This is a genomic window from Providencia sp. PROV061 (assembly GCF_011045655.1).
Classification (GTDB): domain Bacteria; phylum Pseudomonadota; class Gammaproteobacteria; order Enterobacterales; family Enterobacteriaceae; genus Providencia; species Providencia hangzhouensis.
The window spans coordinates 346,513-362,822 of the sequence record NZ_CP042861.1; the positions used below are offsets into that span (position 1 = coordinate 346,513).

General features: G+C 39.2%; 16 protein-coding genes. 8 read left to right on the forward strand and 8 right to left on the reverse strand.

Translation table 11 applies throughout. The annotated features are described in order from the left end of the window. Window positions 1-25: 25 nt before the first annotated feature. The 4 genes from FVA72_RS01600 to mobA all read right to left on the reverse strand — a co-directional run bounded on the left by FVA72_RS01600 (window position 26) and on the right by mobA (window position 2,559). Window positions 26-625, reverse strand: coding sequence for a glutathione S-transferase family protein (locus tag FVA72_RS01600; RefSeq protein ID WP_110592667.1), 600 nt, complete (start codon window positions 623-625; stop codon window positions 26-28). Between the two features lie 49 nt (window positions 626-674). Beyond that, on the reverse strand, window positions 675-1,373 hold the full coding sequence (locus FVA72_RS01605) for a helix-turn-helix transcriptional regulator (RefSeq protein ID WP_096863561.1): 699 nt from the start codon (window positions 1,371-1,373) through the stop codon (window positions 675-677). Between the two features lie 77 nt (window positions 1,374-1,450). Then, window positions 1,451-1,969, reverse strand: a complete 519-nt coding sequence (gene mobB, locus FVA72_RS01610; RefSeq protein ID WP_004262583.1) for a molybdopterin-guanine dinucleotide biosynthesis protein MobB — start codon at window positions 1,967-1,969, stop codon at window positions 1,451-1,453. Then, on the reverse strand, window positions 1,966-2,559 hold the full coding sequence (gene mobA / locus FVA72_RS01615) for a molybdenum cofactor guanylyltransferase MobA (RefSeq protein WP_094960789.1): 594 nt from the start codon (window positions 2,557-2,559) through the stop codon (window positions 1,966-1,968). The genes mobB and mobA overlap by 4 nt, the downstream gene beginning before the upstream one ends. A 216-nt stretch (window positions 2,560-2,775) precedes the next feature. On the opposite strand from mobA, the gene FVA72_RS01620 reads away from it, so the two are divergent. The 4 genes from FVA72_RS01620 (at window position 2,776) to polA (ending at window position 7,892) form a co-directional block, all read left to right on the forward strand. Then, entirely contained in the window at window positions 2,776-3,045 is a 270-nt protein-coding gene (locus FVA72_RS01620) for a YihD family protein (RefSeq protein WP_004262581.1), read from the forward strand. Between the two features lie 6 nt (window positions 3,046-3,051). Next, window positions 3,052-4,047 carry a serine/threonine protein kinase gene (locus tag FVA72_RS01625; RefSeq protein WP_110592666.1) on the forward strand — a complete coding sequence of 332 codons (996 nt, stop codon included), beginning with the start codon at window positions 3,052-3,054 and terminating at the stop codon, window positions 4,045-4,047. A 33-nt stretch (window positions 4,048-4,080) separates the two neighbouring features. After that, window positions 4,081-4,701, forward strand: coding sequence for a thiol:disulfide interchange protein DsbA (gene dsbA, locus FVA72_RS01630; RefSeq protein WP_004262579.1), 621 nt, complete (start codon window positions 4,081-4,083; stop codon window positions 4,699-4,701). A 398-nt stretch (window positions 4,702-5,099) separates the two neighbouring features. Then, entirely contained in the window at window positions 5,100-7,892 is a 2,793-nt protein-coding gene (gene polA, locus FVA72_RS01635; RefSeq protein WP_110592665.1) for a DNA polymerase I, read from the forward strand. Between the two features lie 526 nt (window positions 7,893-8,418). On the opposite strand, the gene yihA is transcribed toward polA, so the two are convergent. After that, window positions 8,419-9,030 carry a ribosome biogenesis GTP-binding protein YihA/YsxC gene (gene yihA / locus FVA72_RS01640; protein ID WP_036958591.1) on the reverse strand — a complete coding sequence of 204 codons (612 nt, stop codon included), beginning with the start codon at window positions 9,028-9,030 and terminating at the stop codon, window positions 8,419-8,421. A 323-nt stretch (window positions 9,031-9,353) separates the two neighbouring features. On the opposite strand from yihA, the gene ppiA reads away from it, so the two are divergent. The 3 genes from ppiA to FVA72_RS01655 all read left to right on the forward strand — a co-directional run bounded on the left by ppiA (window position 9,354) and on the right by FVA72_RS01655 (window position 12,295). After that, window positions 9,354-9,926 (forward strand): peptidylprolyl isomerase A, encoded by a 573-nt coding sequence (ppiA, locus tag FVA72_RS01645; RefSeq protein WP_004262568.1) that lies wholly within the window; start codon window positions 9,354-9,356, stop codon window positions 9,924-9,926. Window positions 9,927-10,357: 431 nt separating this feature from the next. Continuing rightward, entirely contained in the window at window positions 10,358-10,933 is a 576-nt protein-coding gene (locus FVA72_RS01650; protein WP_004265957.1) for an aminodeoxychorismate synthase component II, read from the forward strand. Between the two features lie 129 nt (window positions 10,934-11,062). After that, window positions 11,063-12,295, forward strand: coding sequence for an aspartate aminotransferase family protein (locus FVA72_RS01655; RefSeq protein WP_110592664.1), 1,233 nt, complete (start codon window positions 11,063-11,065; stop codon window positions 12,293-12,295). 54 nt (window positions 12,296-12,349) lie between these two features. Here FVA72_RS01655 and FVA72_RS01660 read toward each other — a convergent pair whose 3' ends face one another. Next, complete coding sequence (locus FVA72_RS01660) at window positions 12,350-13,648, reverse strand: hypothetical protein (protein ID WP_110592663.1); 1,299 nt, start codon at window positions 13,646-13,648, stop codon at window positions 12,350-12,352. Window positions 13,649-13,841: 193 nt separating this feature from the next. Beyond that, the gene (gene crp, locus FVA72_RS01665) at window positions 13,842-14,474 is read right to left on the reverse strand and encodes a cAMP-activated global transcriptional regulator CRP (protein WP_004262556.1); all 633 of its coding nucleotides are present in this window, start codon (window positions 14,472-14,474) and stop codon (window positions 13,842-13,844) included. Between the two features lie 356 nt (window positions 14,475-14,830). Here crp and FVA72_RS01670 point away from each other — a divergent pair, with 356 nt between their 5' ends. Beyond that, window positions 14,831-15,232: an OsmC family protein gene (locus FVA72_RS01670; RefSeq protein WP_110592662.1), complete on the forward strand. Its 402-nt coding sequence runs from the start codon at window positions 14,831-14,833 to the stop codon at window positions 15,230-15,232. A gap of 90 nt (window positions 15,233-15,322) precedes the next feature. Here FVA72_RS01670 and FVA72_RS01675 read toward each other — a convergent pair whose 3' ends face one another. Next, on the reverse strand, window positions 15,323-16,192 hold the full coding sequence (locus tag FVA72_RS01675) for a phosphoribulokinase (protein WP_096863570.1): 870 nt from the start codon (window positions 16,190-16,192) through the stop codon (window positions 15,323-15,325). Between the last annotated feature and the right edge of the window lie 118 nt (window positions 16,193-16,310).

The window sequence follows — 16,310 nt, forward strand, 5'->3', positions numbered from 1 at the left end:
TCATCTGAACTTAGCTTTTTTTGTATTATTTTGCCAACAGCTCTGCAATCGCAGGAATGACTGCTAAGCTATCAAGGTATTTTTTCATCGCAGGAGTCGTTTCCATGATTTGGTATTTGACTAAAAACATGACAAACGCCCCGACATACACATCCACTGCGGTAAATTGCTCACCACAAATAAACGGTTTAGCGTTATTTAAGCCGATTTCTAAGCAAGCCATGGTGCGTTCGACAGAACCAAAACCAGAAGATTTTTGCTGCTCTTCATCTAATCGAATACCTAAGTTATTGATAGTGAATGCAGATTCAATTGGCCCTGCAGTAAATAGGAACCAGCGATAATAATCTGCACGTTTAGGGGCATTCAATGCAGGCGCTAAGCCTTTTTCAATAAATTTATCGGCTAGATAGAGACAAATCGCCGCCGTTTCCGTCACAATCGCATCACCATCAACAAGTGTGGGAACTTTCGCCATCGGATTAATTGCAAGATATTCAGCCGTATGCATATCTGCACCATAACCTAATTCAATACGCTTGTAAGGAACATCTAAAATTTTTAATAGTAGGTCGACCGTGTTGCCACGTGACATTGAATTAGTAAAAAGAACCAGTTCGCTCATGGTGATTTCCTTATATGAAGTTGAGTGCTTACTATAAGGGAGTGGAGTGTCAGAAATTGTCAGGAGAGACGCACAATACTTCTTTTTGCCAGCGCTCTAGTAGGTAATTTTTGGGGTAAGGTAGTTTATCTGAAAGTGCATGATAAGACTGAATGCGGTCTAAACGAAAATGGCGGTAACTTTCACGTAATTCACACCAAGCGGCTAATACTTGGGAATCTTTCATATAACCAATGGCAATTGGCCAAATAATTCGTTCACTAGGTTGATTTTGCCCATCAAGGTAAGTCATTTTGGCTTTGCATTCTTCTCGTAAACTTAAACGTAAGTCTTTAACAATGACGTCATTAATTTCATAGAAATGTGTGGTGGGGGCAAATAAGGTATTTTGATTTAGGATTTTCTGTGAATGACCTGCAACTACAGCATTAATTTTGCTTATCGCCCGTATTGCTGAGTTTTTTAGTTCAGTGTCTGCGTTACTTTTTACCCAACGTAAACCTAATATTAAGGCTTCAAGTTCATTTTCATCGAAAGCTAAAGGCGGTAGTAATAGTCCCGCTTTTAATTGGTAACCAATACCGGCTTCCCCGATAATTTCAGCACCTTGATCACGCAGGGATTCAATATCTCGATAGATAGAACGCACGCTGACTTGCAGTTGTGATGAAAGTGCTTCAGCCGTAATAGGATAGCGATTTTCTTTGAGTATCTGCAATAGGGTCAGTAAACGTTGAGTACGGGTCATGAGTGTTTTTAGGTTATTGTGAATGAATCTCTAAATTGCGTCTATTTTATCTAAACGATAGACGCAATATCAGACAGTTACTTGCTTTTTTGCCACCAAGACACAATGTAATCTGCGATTTGTTCTGGGTTATTGATATCTAATTGTGGCACGTTGGTATCAATGATTTCATTACTGGCAACAGCCACCACATAGTTATCTATCAAACCGTTGAGAGGTTTGCCCACTTCAGAGCGAAATAATGCGATTTTATCGATCGTTTCGTGCTTAAAGCCCTCAACTAAAATCAGATCTAATGAAGCGGGATCGAAACGGCTAGCTAGGTAACGTAGATCCATTTCATTAGCTTCGGGGGTTTCGGTCATCAGCGCCCAGCGCTTTTCACTGGCAACAAGCGTTTGGTTTGCGCCTGCTTTACGTAATTCAAAACTGTCTTTGCCCGGTTTATCCACTTCCATGTCATGGTGAGTGTGCTTAATTAAACCAACACGAACGTTACGCAGCTTAAGCAAAGGGATAACTTTTTTTAATAAAGTCGTTTTTCCTGTGCCGCTATAAGCGGTAATTCCAAGTAGGGGTAGAGTATTTTGCTTCATAATTCTTTTTGTTGTAACTCCCAGTTACGGCTATCTTCCAGTGTATTAAGATTCGCAAATGAACCTGATTCGGGTGAGAAAATAACACCTTTTGCATTAATTTCATGCATAAAGAGCATTAATTTACGGTCACCTCTTGCAAGGTAATCATCAAGTTGAGCTTTTAGTGAGCGATGCAATAAAGCAAACGTAGGGTGCTCTCGTTCTGTATCACAAGCGTAGCAGGCTAAATGTTTTTCTTTCTCATTGAACATTTTTTCCGCTAAATTGAGAGGGAAAGCAGGAACATCGCAAGGCACAAACAGTAACCAATCTGTTTTGGCATGGTGTAAAGCCGCTTGCATTCCTGCTAATGGGCCAGAAAAATGGTTATTTAAATCAGAGATAACCGTCAATTGGCTTTCGCTGTAACGTGCCTGATTACGGTTTGCATTGATGAGTACTTCGCCAACTTGGGGTTGCAAGCGTGCTAAAATATGTTGATAGAGCGGCTTTCCCGATAAAAGTACCAATCCCTTATCTTGACCACCCATTCGAGAGCCTCGGCCACCAGCAAGTATCACACCAGTTATTAACTGACGAAATGACATGTTCAATATCCTTGAATATCTTCAAGAAAATGTTTCAACATTCCTAGAAAACACTTTCGAGTATAGTAATTACTAAAATTTATTCTATTTTGCTATAAAATCAATGAATATTCGTGCGTATTGCAGTTAAACTTTACGTAGATTGACAACAGTTCGCTTTTTCTCTTGTATGATTATTGGTAACTTGTATCGAATATTCGTGATAAAGGAATAAACATGAAATGCCATCGCTTAAATGAAGTTATTGAGCTTCTGCATCCTGTCTGGAAAGATAATTCAGATTTAAACTTGGTAGAATTATTGCAAAAACTGGCTGATGAAGCAGGTTTTAAAGGCAGTTTATCTGAGTTAACAGATGATGTGCTAATTTATCATTTAAAAATGCGTGGTTCGGATAGCAATGAAGCGATCCCGGGTTTAAAAAAAGATTATGAAGATGACTTTAAAACCGCTATTTTGCGTGCCCGTGGCATTATTAAAGACTAAAACGCGATGGACGAAATAGAACATTCGAATTTCCATTTTAGTGGAATCTCCCCTGACTTAATTTTAGACGCCTTAATGGAAGTCGGGGTTTACCCCGAATCAGGTCTGCTTGAATTAAATAGCTACGAAAATCGGATTTATCAATTCCAAGACGAAAATCGGCAACGTTATGTGGTTAAATTTTATCGTCCTGAGCGTTGGAACCGTTCACAAATTCAAGAAGAGCACGATTTCACTTTAGAGCTTCGAGATGAAGGGCTGTCTGTCGCAGCGCCTCTTGAGTTTGCTGGGCAAACGGTATTGGAGTTTGGTGGGTTTATATTTGCAATTTTTCCGAGTATCGGTGGCAGACAATATGAAACAGATAACTTGTTTCAATTAGAAAGTGTAGGCCATTTGCTAGGACGTATACACCAAATTGGCCAGCGTAAAAACTTTGCATTTCGTCCGACAATGGGTCTTGATGAGTATTTGGCACAGCCTCGCCAAGTGATAGCTTCAAGCCCTTTGATTGCAGAACGCTATAAATCTCAATTTATAGAGTCTTTAGATGCATTGATTGCACAAGTAAAATTACACTGGACTGACTCAATTTCATCTATTCGCCTACAAGGTGATTGCCACCCAGGCAATATTCTGTGGCGCGATGAAGCTTGGCTGGTGGATTTTGATGACGCCCGAAATGGGCCAGCAGTCCAAGACCTCTGGATGCTACTTAATGGCTCTCGCCAAGAACAAGTCATTCAATTGGATACGTTATTAGAAACGTATAATGAGTTTTGTGATTTTGATGTAAAACAGCTGAAGCTTATTGAACCTCTTAGAGCAATGCGTATGGTACATTATCTCGGGTGGATTATCCGCCGTTGGCAAGACCCTGCGTTTCCTCGAACATTTTCATGGCTACAAGCTGATGATTTTTGGCAAAAACAATCGCTCGAATTTAATCAACAGATTGAACGGTTGCAAGACGCCCCTTTGCAGTTAACCCCTCAGTTTTAACTTTTAAGTTTTTGTTTTTGGAGAATGTAGTCTATGAAAAAAATTATGTTGGCTTTGCTTGGTATTGCCATGTCTTTTAGTGCTGCAGCGGCAAACTACACGGAAGGTAAAGAGTATACTGATGTTAAAGCTGTACCAAATTTACCTCAAGTTCTGGAGTTCTTCTCATTTTATTGCCCACACTGCTATCAATTTGAGAGCGTGTATAAAGTGCCTCAAACGGTAGAGAAAAACTTACCAGAAGGCGTGAAAATGGAGCGTTATCACGTTGATTTTCTTGGTCCTTTAGGTGCCGATTTAACTCAAGCTTGGGCCGTTGCGATTGTCTTGAAAGCAGAAGATAAAGTCACACCTATCCTGTTTGAAGGTATCCAAAAAACGCAAACTATCAACAGTAAAGCAGATATCCGTAATGCCTTTATCAAAGCAGGTATTTCTGGTGAAGAGTATGATGCAGCTTTAAACAGCTTCGTTGTGAAATCTATCGTTGCGAAACAGCAAAATGCAGCGCAAGACTTAAAACTACGCGGTGTTCCTGCATTATTTGTTGATGGTAAATACCAAGTTCGTAATAACGGCATCTCAGTTGATAACGCAGCGGACTACGGCAAAGAGTTCTCTAATGTTGTGAACTTCTTAGTAAATAAAAAATAATCGTAAATAGACGGTGGTATACTCGCCATCGTCTCTTTTTTTCTATTAATATCCACAATTCAAAGACTTTCTCTCACCTGTATTAAACCCATTCAATTATGCGCTAACCCATTGATTTTACTTTTCTGTTTATATTGTTAATATTCATATTACCTGTTGAATTTACTGAGTAACACAAATTTACACACAAGCTTATCCACAGGATGTTAGCCAGATACTTAGTTAATCGGCGTGATTAATTTTAATTAACTGTAATTAATGGTGTACTTATAATAGTGGATGATTTGGTGTGTTTTTAATTATCTAACTAAGCGGAATATAAAACTTGGGATGTATCTGAGGCCACATTATGGCATCCTATTGGTATTCGTTCCTGACTAAAAAGATGATGACAGATTATGGCTCAGATTGCAGAAAACCCTCTTATTTTGGTTGATGGTTCCTCTTACCTATACCGTGCTTACCATGCATTCCCTCCACTGACCAATAGTGCTGGTGAGCCTACAGGGGCAATGTATGGCGTGCTTAATATGCTACGTAGTTTAATTATGCAGTATAAACCTAGCCATGTAGCGGTTGTCTTTGATGCGAAGGGAAAAACATTTCGTGATGAATTGTTTGAAAGCTATAAGTCACATCGCCCACCTATGCCTGATGATTTACGCGCTCAAATCGCCCCATTACATGAAATGGTGGAAGCGATGGGCTTGCCTTTACTGGTGGTTTCAGGAGTGGAAGCCGATGACGTCATCGGGACATTAGCCTGTGAAGCAAGCCGAAAAGGTATGCCAGTGTTAATTAGTACGGGCGATAAAGATATGGCGCAATTAGTTGAGCCTAACATTACGCTTATCAATACCATGAATAACACTATTCTAGGGCCTGATGAAGTCAAAGAAAAATACGGTGTTCCCCCTGAACTCATCATTGATTTTTTAGCATTAATGGGGGATTCGTCAGATAATATTCCTGGGGTGCCTGGCGTTGGTGAAAAAACAGCACTCGCTTTACTGCAAGGTATTGGTAGCTTAGAAGCAATTTATAATGACCTTGAAGCTATTGCCCCATTAGGTTTTAGAGGTTCTAAAACGTTAGCTCCTAAAATGGCGGAAAACCGTGATGTTGCCTTTTTATCATACCAATTAGCGACGATTAAAACGGATGTTGAGCTGGAAAAAACGTGTGAAGAGCTACAAGTTGCTCAGCCAGATGTGGATAAACTGCATAAATTATTCAGCCGTTATGAATTTAAACGTTGGCTAGCCGATGTTGAAAATGGGACTTGGATGGAGGGGAAAGGCTCAAGTGCGAAACCTAGCCCAACACCAGCAGCGTCACCTGTGAAGCCATCAAACCCAACTGTGCCAACATTGTGTGCCGAAAATTACCAAACGATTCTAGAAAAAGCCGATTTAGAGCGCTGGGTTGAAAAATTAAGCAAAGCATCATTATTTGCTTTTGATACTGAAACCGATAGTTTAGATACCCAAGAAGCTCGTTTAGTGGGGATGTCATTTGCAATTGAGCCGGGGCATGCCGCTTATTTACCATTAGGTCACGATTACCTTGATGCGCCAGTACAGCTTCCTCTGGAAGAGGTTTTGGAACTTATGAAGCCTATCCTTGAGAGTGAAAACATCCTCAAAATTGGCCAAAACTTGAAGTATGATGCAGAAGTTCTTGAAAATTATGACATCGAATTAAAAGGTATCGGTTATGACACCATGCTGGAATCGTATGTGTTAAACAGTGTTGCGGGGATGGGACGCCATGATATGGACAGCTTGGCCGATCGCCATTTGAACCATAAAACCGTGAGCTTTGAAGAAATCGCAGGTAAGGGCAAAAAACAGCTGACATTTAACCAAATTGCTTTAGAAGAAGCCGCTAATTATGCGGCGGAAGATGCAGATGTCACGCTATTACTGCATCAAGCGTTATATCCACAATTAGAGGCTGAACCTAAGCTTAATCACATTTTCCAGAATATTGAAATGCCACTTGTGCCTGTGTTAGTCCGAATGGAGCGTAAAGGTGTTCTAATTGATGCTAACGTGCTTGCTGCGCAGTCAAAAGTGATTACCGCTCGTTTAGCTGAACTGGAAAAGGAAGCTTTTGAGCTTGCGGGGGAGGAGTTTAACCTCGCTTCACCAAAACAATTACAAACAATTTTATTCGAAAAATTGCAGTTGCCAGTGATCAAGAAAACGCCAAGTGGGGCAGCATCGACGAATGAGGAAGTGCTTGAAGAATTAGCGCTAAACCATGCATTGCCAAAATTGTTGCTTGAGCACCGTAGTTTAGCCAAATTAAAATCCACGTATACGGATAAACTGCCACTCATGATTAACCCGCGTACTCAGCGTGTTCATACTTCTTACCACCAAGCAGTTACAGCAACGGGGCGTTTATCTTCTCGAGATCCTAACCTACAAAATATTCCAGTTAGAACGGAAGAGGGTCGCCGGATCCGCCAAGCCTTTATCGCACGTGAAGGCTATAAAGTGATGGCAGCGGACTATTCACAAATTGAATTACGTATTATGGCGCATTTATCTCAAGATAAAGGCCTATTAACTGCGTTTGCGGAAGGGAAAGATATCCATAAAGCGACAGCCGCTGAAGTCTTTGGTGTACCACTGGAACAAGTCACCAGTGACCAACGCCGTAGTGCCAAGGCGATTAACTTCGGGCTTATCTATGGCATGAGTGCATTTGGTTTAGCACGTCAATTAGGGATCCCTCGTGGTGAAGCTCAGCGCTATATGGATCTCTACTTTGAACGCTACCCTGGTGTATTGCGTTATATGGAAAACACACGCTTACAAGCTTCTGAACAAGGCTATGTTGAAACACTTGAAGGCCGTCGCTTATATTTAGCGGATATTAAGTCGAGTAATGGGATGCGCCGTAAAGCGGCAGAACGCGAAGCGATCAACGCCCCAATGCAAGGAACCGCAGCGGACATCATTAAAAAAGCCATGATTGCCGTTGATAATTGGTTGCAAACTGAAAAGCCGCATGCAGATATGCTAATGCAAGTTCACGATGAATTGGTCTTTGAGGTCAAAGAGTCTGAATTAGAGCGTGTTCAAGCTCAGGTCCAGTCATTAATGGAACAAAGCATGAAACTGGACGTGCCATTAAAAGTGGATGTGGGAATTGGTGATAATTGGGATGAAGCCCACTAATTATTAATCATATTGAATATATAAAACCTCCATTATGAAGAGACCCCCAAGAGTTGGATAACCAATTACTGGGGGTTTTTTACGTTTAAGCGAAGGTATAACAGATAATTATGCATTTGAAATTATTAACTAGAAATTCAATATAACTCTGCAATAAATCAATTATTTTTGTGATGACAGTCAAGAAAATGATTAACATTTTTATGCGACATACATCTCATAAATATGTAATTAAAATCCGTTTTTTGGCTTATTTTATTCATATTTCCGTGCTGAATCGTAGAAAGCTTTGAAAAAAAATTACAAAAAGGCTTTTTTTCGAGCGAAAAATAAAGTACATTAATAGGCGTAGGGTACAGAGGTAAGATGTTCTATCTTTCAGACCTTTTACTTCACGTAATCGGATTTAGCTGAATATTAGCTGCTCCAGTCAATTTTTTTGACTGGAGCATTTTTTTATCTAAAATTCAGTGGATTAGAATACGTAAGGGTGTTATGAGCCATTTCTGACTCACAATAAAAGAAATCAAGCCGGTGTGTTATACCAACTATCTAGCTTAATGCGGAGTTTATCGATACCAATCTTTTTCAGTGCTGAAAAGTATTCGACTTCAATATCCCCTTCAAGTGGAGCCAATGCTTGGCGAACTTCCATCAGTTGTTTTTTTCTTGCTCCAGAGGCCAGTTTGTCTGCTTTTGTGAGTAAAACTAAAACGGGTACATTCATCGCAACAGACCATTCAATCATTTGCATATCGAGGTCTTTTAATGGATGACGGATATCCATTAAGACAACCAGCCCCTTAATGCATTCTCTTTTTTGGAGATATTCCCCGAGTGCTTGTTGCCATTTACGTTTCATTTCTTCAGGAACTTCGGCATAACCATAGCCCGGAAGGTCAACAAGGCGAACGCCTTCCTCAACTTCAAATAGGTTGATTAGCTGAGTTCTTCCTGGTGTTTTACTGGTACGTGCTAAGCTTTTTTGCTGTGTTAATGCGTTTAACGCACTGGATTTCCCCGCATTAGAGCGGCCAGCAAAAGCCACCTCAATTCCAGTATCTTTAGGTAGATGACGGATATCGGGTGCACTGATGACAAACTTTGCCATCTGGTAGTTATGATTTTTAATTGCCATTTGTCGTTCTCCCTGAGTTAGCCTCAAAAGGCTCGGGGATTATAGCTTTGCTTAGCGCTTCCCGACAACTCGAAATCTCCTCTCAACCGCTTTTCTCTTGGAATCAGGTAATATTTTTCCTGTGTTGTGAGCCGCGCAATTGTAATAATAGAAAAATAGCCATTATTCATGACGCCTTTTGCTGAAAGTGGTCTAGAATTTAACGCATTTGATGCACTTTTGTTTTTGGGCGTAAATATAGGTAAATCTTCAGCATTCTTGTTAGCTTCACTCTAGAATTGCTTGATTGCAGTTGTAATGAGCTATAACGAAAGGGACCTTACATGTTAAAACGAATTTTTGTGCCACTTTTGGCCGTCTGCGCAATGAGCGCATCTTCTCTTGCTTTATCTGCGGGTGAGACTTATGTCAAGTTAGTCACGTCGGCGGGTGATATCGAATTAGAACTGAATAGTAAAAAAGCCCCTGTTACGACAGAAAATTTCGTTCAGTATGTTAATGAAGGTTATTACAACGGAACTACTTTCCACCGTGTTATTCCAGGTTTTATGATCCAAGGCGGTGGCTTTAATAAAGATTTACAGCAAAAGCAAACCCGTGCCCCAATCAAAAATGAAGCAGATAATGGCTTACGTAATTTGCGCGGTACTATCTCTATGGCACGTACTGCAAATAAAGACAGCGCAACGAGCCAATTCTTTATTAATGTTGCTGATAACGCGTTCTTAGACCACGGACAACGTGACTTCGGTTACGCCGTATTTGGTAAAGTGGTGAAAGGGATGGATGTTGCAGATAAAATCTCTAAAGTAAAAACAGAGAACGTCGGCCCGTATCAAAATGTTCCTGTAGAGCCAATTACAATCATTTCTGCTGAAGTGATTAAAAAGCCTTAGTGATTAAAAAACAGTAGTAATTAAAAACTATCGTGTCGAATACAGTGGGTAGGTTGTTTTAACGTGCCCACTTTTTTTAAAATCCGCTTTTCCTTCCCCTTTGAGTTTCTCTTTATTCACTATGTTAGTTAAAATGTGTCAGTGCTTATTATGTTTTAATCGCCTTTTATTTCATTGTATTTAAAGTAATTCTCAATCAAAATGTGAGTTTGTTATAGGGATGTAAATATAATTCCATGATTTTTATATGGAAATTTTCTCTGAGAAAAAATAATCATTGACTTAAATAGGCTATTTTCCTGCTTTGGCTGTGCTATGATAGCCGCCCTTATTATTTTTATGGTGTTTTAATCACCGTTCTGATTGCCAACACAATAAAAATATGCATAAGAAATAATACATAATGATAAAAATCAGTCGGATAGGCTAATATGCTTCTACTTATTGATAATTACGATTCATTTACTTACAACTTATACCAATACTTTTGTGAGTTAGGGGCTGAAGTTGTTGTAAAACGTAATGATGAAATTACCATCGAAGAAATTGAACAGCTTTCGCCTACACATCTTGTGATTTCACCTGGGCCATGTACACCGGATGAGGCTGGCATCTCCCTTGAGGCGATAAAATATTTTGCAGGTAAGCTTCCCATTTTAGGTATTTGCTTAGGGCATCAAGCCATTGGGCAAGCTTTTGGTGCATCAGTTGTTAAAGCACGAGAAGTTATGCACGGTAAAACCTCTGCTATTCACCATAATCATCAAGGGGTATTCAAAGGCTTGAACCGGCCCTTGACGGTGACACGTTACCACTCTCTGGTAATTGCGGCAGAGACACTCCCTGTTTCTTTTGATGTATCAGCATGGTCACTGAATAATGGTGATGTTGATGAAATCATGGGAATACGGCACAAAACCTTGCCTATAGAAGGCGTTCAGTTCCATCCTGAAAGCATTCTGAGTGAGCAAGGCCATGAATTACTAAATAATTTTCTAAAATATTAATTTATAAATCTGGTTCAGAATAAATTAATTATGCATATTATGCCCTTTGCTATTGCTCTTTTTTGATTTTTTATTCATATTTAATGATTATATTTTCATTATCGCATTAAATAAGAGCAGGTGAGGGGTATGTCAGAACAATACGCAGCAGCAGAACAACACGCAGTTAATCGGCAGACTTTCGATCAAGTTATGTTGCCTATTTTTTCGCCGGCGGAATTTATTCCAGTTAAAGGTGAAGGGAGTCGCGTTTGGGATCAGCAAGGTAAAGAATATATTGATTTTGCCGGTGGGATCGCGGTTCTTGCTTTAGGGCATTGTCACCCTAGTTTGGTGGCTGCTGTGCGTGAACAAAGCGAAAAGCTATGGCATGTCAGTAATATTTTCACCAACGAGCAGGCGCTAAAGTTAGCACAAAAACTTACGAATGCGACATTTGCTGACCGTGCGTTTTTTGTGAATTCAGGCTCAGAAGCTAACGAAGCCGCGTTTAAATTAGCGCGTCGCTACGCTATCACTAAATATAACCCATATAAAACGAAGATTATTGCTTTCAAACAAGCCTTCCATGGGCGCACATTATTTACCGTTTCGGTGGGCGGGCAAGCGAAATATGCAGATGGCTTTGGGCCAAAACCCGCGGATATTATTCATGTGCCTTTTAATGACCTTGATGCAGTCAAAGCGGTGATTGATGAAAATACTTGTGCAGTTGTCCTCGAACCGGTGCAAGGCGAAGGTGGCGTAACCGCAGCAACAGCAGAATTTCTGCAAGGAGTTCGTAAGCTGTGTGATGATAATAATGCATTACTCATCTTTGACGAAGTGCAAAGCGGTATGGGGCGTACAGGTAAATTATTTTCTTATATGCATTACAACGTTGTGCCTGATATTTTAACCACGGCAAAAGCATTGGGTGGCGGTTTCCCTATCAGTGCAATGATTACTACTGAAGAAATTGCGAAAACGATGGAAGTGGGTTCGCATGGTACCACTTATGGCGGTAATCCATTAGCTTGTGCAGTAGGTAATGCAGCGTTTGATATTATTAATACTGAAGAAGTGTTAAAAGGTGTCGAAAAGCGTCGTGAGCTGTTTGTTGCCCATTTAAATAAATTGAACGATAAATACGGCATTTTTTCTGAGATCAGAGGAATGGGGCTCTTAATTGGTGCTGAGCTTGACGGCAAACTATTGAACCGCTCGAAAGATATCCTGCAAGCCAGCGCAGTAGAAGGGCTGATGATGCTCAATGCAGGCACTAATGTTTTACGTTTTACGCCTTCGCTGATTATTTCGGAAGAAGAAATTAATAACGGTATGGCGAAATTAGCAACGGCGATTGGTAAGTTATTGGGTTAAATTGTAGAGTAAAGTTGCAGAGGCATTTTGCCTCTGCAATAAACGTTTTATTGATTAAATGTTTTTATTTTCTACGATATCTTGTTTAGCCTCTAATACTAATTGTTTAATTTTTTTTTCATGTGTTGAAGTGATATTAGCCATTTCTTGGTATTCTTTTTTCTGAGCTTCCAACTCAGCAATTTTTCTATCAAGCTGATTTATTTTTTCAATTTGATTTGAGTTATTTATTTTATTTCGACGAGAGGGATGTATATAACCTGTTGAGCTTTTCCCTTCCGTTAATAGTTTCATTTTTTCGGTTTGTGTTTGCTTTTCAGGTCTTTTATTTATATCACTAAAATTTTCTTTATTATATTTTTTTTGATGCAATGATTCGCTTGAAGAATACTTTAAGATTTCATTATTTGAATTAAAATTAGTTAGATTATAATATTTCGTAGGGTTATTTATTATCAAGTCGATATTGGGATTTAAATTATCATTTTCTTGATGTAACGATTCGGTAGAGGAATATTCTGAACTGCGTAAGGGTAAGCTAGTATCTGAATGATAACCAGATGAATTCAAACTTTCGTCACTTGAATAAAGAACAGTTATTAAATCGTTAAATTCATCAGTATTATTAGATTCAAAATTTAAGCTTTCATTCTTTTGATGAGGGAACACTGCTGATCTATTATCTAAGTATGTAGGCTCCTGCTCGAAGTAATCCCATTCTAAGTCTATAGCTGAATTTTCTTTTTCGGTATGGTTAATTTCTTTATGTTGTTTCATTAATTCTTGTCTAGCGATAGTAGCCTTATCTGTAATCTTAGCCTCGCCATTTTCAAATTTAACACATAGTTCTTCATTGTTATTTTTTTTAAGTATATTTTTTAAATAACGAATGCCTTTTTCATGTGTTGATTTTATTTCTAATATTAAATTTGAAAATCGACCAGCTGAGCGATTTAAACGGAAATCTTTAAAAACTTTGGTTTCTGTAGTGCTTATTTTATTAAGTGGCATTAGCTCGGTATCCTTTTTTTCACTGATAAGTGAATCATTTTTTATTTCAATGCTATTTTTGAAGATATCTAATGAGGAAACTAAATCATCCTCATGATAGGTATAAGGTAATAAGAGCTTTTCAACAGGTGGTGAATAGGGTAGTTGATTTAGTACGGGCTGTGCACTTTCGTGAAATTCACTATTCTGAATTGCAAAGTTTATTTTATTATAACTCTCTGAGCTCAATGGCTTAATAATATTTAGATTATCAATGACTGAGGTTTTTTTGTATGGAATTACTTTGTTGTTAATGTTAATAAATATACTGGCTTGATTATTTACTTTAGTATCTAACGTCACGACTAATAATCTCCTAATAATGGTTAACTCCCATTATATTAGTTCGATAATTAGCTAGAAGAATATAAAGAAACGATACTCATTAATGAAAGTATATAAATAGGCTATGGATAAGCAAAAATAGCGTTATACCGGAGGTATAACGCTATTCTAAAGTGGGCGCCTCGCCAAGAGAGCGAGGCTGAAAGGTTAATTAGCGAGTACCATAAACAACGATTGTTTTACCGTGTGCGGAGATCAGGTTTTGGTCTTCTAACATTTTTAGAATGCGGCCGACTGTTTCACGGGAACAACCCACGATTTGGCCTATTTCCTGACGAGTAATTTTGATTTGCATACCGTCTGGGTGTGTCATTGCATCAGGTTGTTTAGCTAAGTTTAATAGCGTTTGAGCAATACGGCCTGTAACGTCTAAGAATGCGAGGTTACCGACTTTCTCAGATGTTGTTTGTAGGCGACTAGCCATTTGCGCAGAAAGGCGCATTAAAATATCAGGGTTAACCTGAATCAATTGACGGAATTTTTTATATGAAATTTCAGCAACTTCGCAGGCGATTTTTGCTCTAACCCACGCAGTACGTTCTTGCCCTTCTTCAAATAACCCAAGCTCACCAATGAAATCCCCCTGATTCAGGTAAGAGAGGATCATTTCTTTGCCTTCTTCATCTTTAATTAAAACAGCCACCGAACCTTTAACGATATAGTAAAGGGTTTCTGCTTTCTCACCCTGATGGATAAGAGTGCTCTTGGATGGATATTTATGAATATGGCAGTGTGACAAAAACCATTCAAGAGTAGGGTCTGTTTGTGGCTTGCCGAGAACCATTAGCGTTATCCTCTGTATGTTATTGCAGCCATTCAGAAAAACGTACTAGAAAGGCTGGCTTTAAAGTCACTAGCTTAGCATATTAATTTGCCTTATATACCTTTAAATAATCAAGGGGCTGATTACTTCAGCGCTTTTGATTGCTTTTGGTAACGCAAATTGATATCAACACTATAATATAATCAATTAAACCGTTGAGTTTTGATCTTAATCCTATCAACTAAGTATTGTTTGTAGCATATTCAATAAAGAAAGTCTTCCCTGTATCGCTTCAGCCAAATAAAGTTGATATAACATTCCTTATATCTATGGAACAATGTAGCCTTTAAACCGATTTCATTTCAAGGGGAAATACAATGGAAGCAAGAGTAAAGTGGGTTGAAGGGCTTTCTTTCTTAGGAGAGTCTGCGTCTGGGCACCAGGTGATGATGGATGGCAATGCGGGTGATAAAGCCCCAAGCCCAATGGAAATGGTGTTAATGGCAGCGGGGGGTTGTAGCGCGATTGATGTCGTTTCGATTTTGCAAAAGGGCCGCTACGATATTACGGATTGTGAAGTTAAATTAACCTCACAACGTCGTGAAGAAGCTCCTCGTTATTTTGTGAAAATCCATTTGCATTTTATTGTGACAGGGAATGAATTAACGGAAAAAGCAGTCGAACGTGCCGTTCAACTTTCTGCTGAGAAATATTGCTCAGTCGCATTGATGTTAGAGAAAACCGTTGAAATCACACACAGCTTTGAAATAAAAAACTAAAAATAAATTTAATTTTTATTAATATATTTGAATTGAAAGATGCTTACCTTAATTAATGATAAGCATCTTATTTTTTAATCAAAAAATAATTTAACTGTTGTTCTTTTGATTAATTAGTTTTTCGACTATTGGTGCCATAATTAATTCCATTGCTAAACTGAGTTTCCCTCCTGGGACGACAATTGTATTCATTGCTGAAATAAAAGAGCCGGATATCATTGACAGCAAATAGGGGAAATCAATTTGCTCTAGCCCACGAAAGCGGATCACAATAAAGCTTTCGTCTTGTGATGGGATAGCTTTAGCCGAAAATGGGTTAGAGGTGTCTACCGTAGGAACGCGTTGAAAATTGATATGGGTGCGAGAAAATTGTGGCGTGATGTAATTAATATAGTCTCCCATTGAACGTACAACAGAGTCCATAACCGCTTCGCGGGAGTGCCCTCTCTCTGTGGTATCGCGGATCAATTTTTGGATCCATTCGAGGTTGACAATAGGGACAACACCTACAAGCAAATCAACATGTTGTGCAACATTATGTTCTGGAGTGACAACGCCACCATGCAGCCCCTCATAAAATAAAATATCTGTTTTGTCTGGTAGTGGCTCCCAAGGGGTAAATGTCCCAGGTTGCAAGCCATACGGTACCGCTTCATCATAAGTATGTAGATATTTACGGGACTGTCCACAACCTGTTTTTGCATAGTCGATTAAGGTTTGTTCAAGCAACGCAAAATCATTCGCTTCGGGGCCAAAGTAACTGATGTGCCGGCCTTGTTCTCTGGCTTTACGGATAGCCATATCCATTTCAGGGCGTGTATAGCGATGAAAGCTATCCCCTTCTAATGTTGCTGGTTGGATATTTAATTGGTGAAAAACTTTACGAAATGCTTGGCTAGTTGAGGTTGTGCCAGCTCCGCTCGAACCAGTGATAGCAATGATTGGGTGCTTTTTGGACATCGTGGACTCCCTGTGTTGCGCTTATAAGCACTATTTTAATCAATAGTGCATGAAGCGGATTAACGGGTGTTAGGGTTTTGAGTTTTATTTGATGGTTTTACGACATGATTGTGTGGAA

Excerpts from the sequence above, each read along its gene's own strand:
- crp (WP_004262556.1), bottom strand. The coding sequence starts at position 14,474 with ATGGTTCTCGGCAAGCCACAAACAGACCCTACTCTTGAATGGTTTTTG.
- FVA72_RS01625 (WP_110592666.1), top strand. The coding sequence starts at position 3,052 with ATGGACGAAATAGAACATTCGAATTTCCATTTTAGTGGAATCTCCCCT.
- FVA72_RS01620 (WP_004262581.1), top strand. The coding sequence starts at position 2,776 with ATGAAATGCCATCGCTTAAATGAAGTTATTGAGCTTCTGCATCCTGTC.
- ppiA (WP_004262568.1), top strand. The coding sequence starts at position 9,354 with ATGTTAAAACGAATTTTTGTGCCACTTTTGGCCGTCTGCGCAATGAGC.
- dsbA (WP_004262579.1), top strand. The coding sequence starts at position 4,081 with ATGAAAAAAATTATGTTGGCTTTGCTTGGTATTGCCATGTCTTTTAGT.
- FVA72_RS01650 (WP_004265957.1), top strand. The coding sequence starts at position 10,358 with ATGCTTCTACTTATTGATAATTACGATTCATTTACTTACAACTTATAC.
- FVA72_RS01675 (WP_096863570.1), bottom strand. The coding sequence starts at position 16,192 with ATGTCCAAAAAGCACCCAATCATTGCTATCACTGGTTCGAGCGGAGCT.
- polA (WP_110592665.1), top strand. The coding sequence starts at position 5,100 with ATGGCTCAGATTGCAGAAAACCCTCTTATTTTGGTTGATGGTTCCTCT.
- FVA72_RS01605 (WP_096863561.1), bottom strand. The coding sequence starts at position 1,373 with ATGACCCGTACTCAACGTTTACTGACCCTATTGCAGATACTCAAAGAA.
- yihA (WP_036958591.1), bottom strand. The coding sequence starts at position 9,030 with ATGGCAATTAAAAATCATAACTACCAGATGGCAAAGTTTGTCATCAGT.
- mobB (WP_004262583.1), bottom strand. The coding sequence starts at position 1,969 with ATGAAGCAAAATACTCTACCCCTACTTGGAATTACCGCTTATAGCGGC.
- FVA72_RS01655 (WP_110592664.1), top strand. The coding sequence starts at position 11,063 with ATGTCAGAACAATACGCAGCAGCAGAACAACACGCAGTTAATCGGCAG.
- mobA (WP_094960789.1), bottom strand. The coding sequence starts at position 2,559 with ATGTCATTTCGTCAGTTAATAACTGGTGTGATACTTGCTGGTGGCCGA.
- FVA72_RS01670 (WP_110592662.1), top strand. The coding sequence starts at position 14,831 with ATGGAAGCAAGAGTAAAGTGGGTTGAAGGGCTTTCTTTCTTAGGAGAG.
- FVA72_RS01600 (WP_110592667.1), bottom strand. The coding sequence starts at position 625 with ATGAGCGAACTGGTTCTTTTTACTAATTCAATGTCACGTGGCAACACG.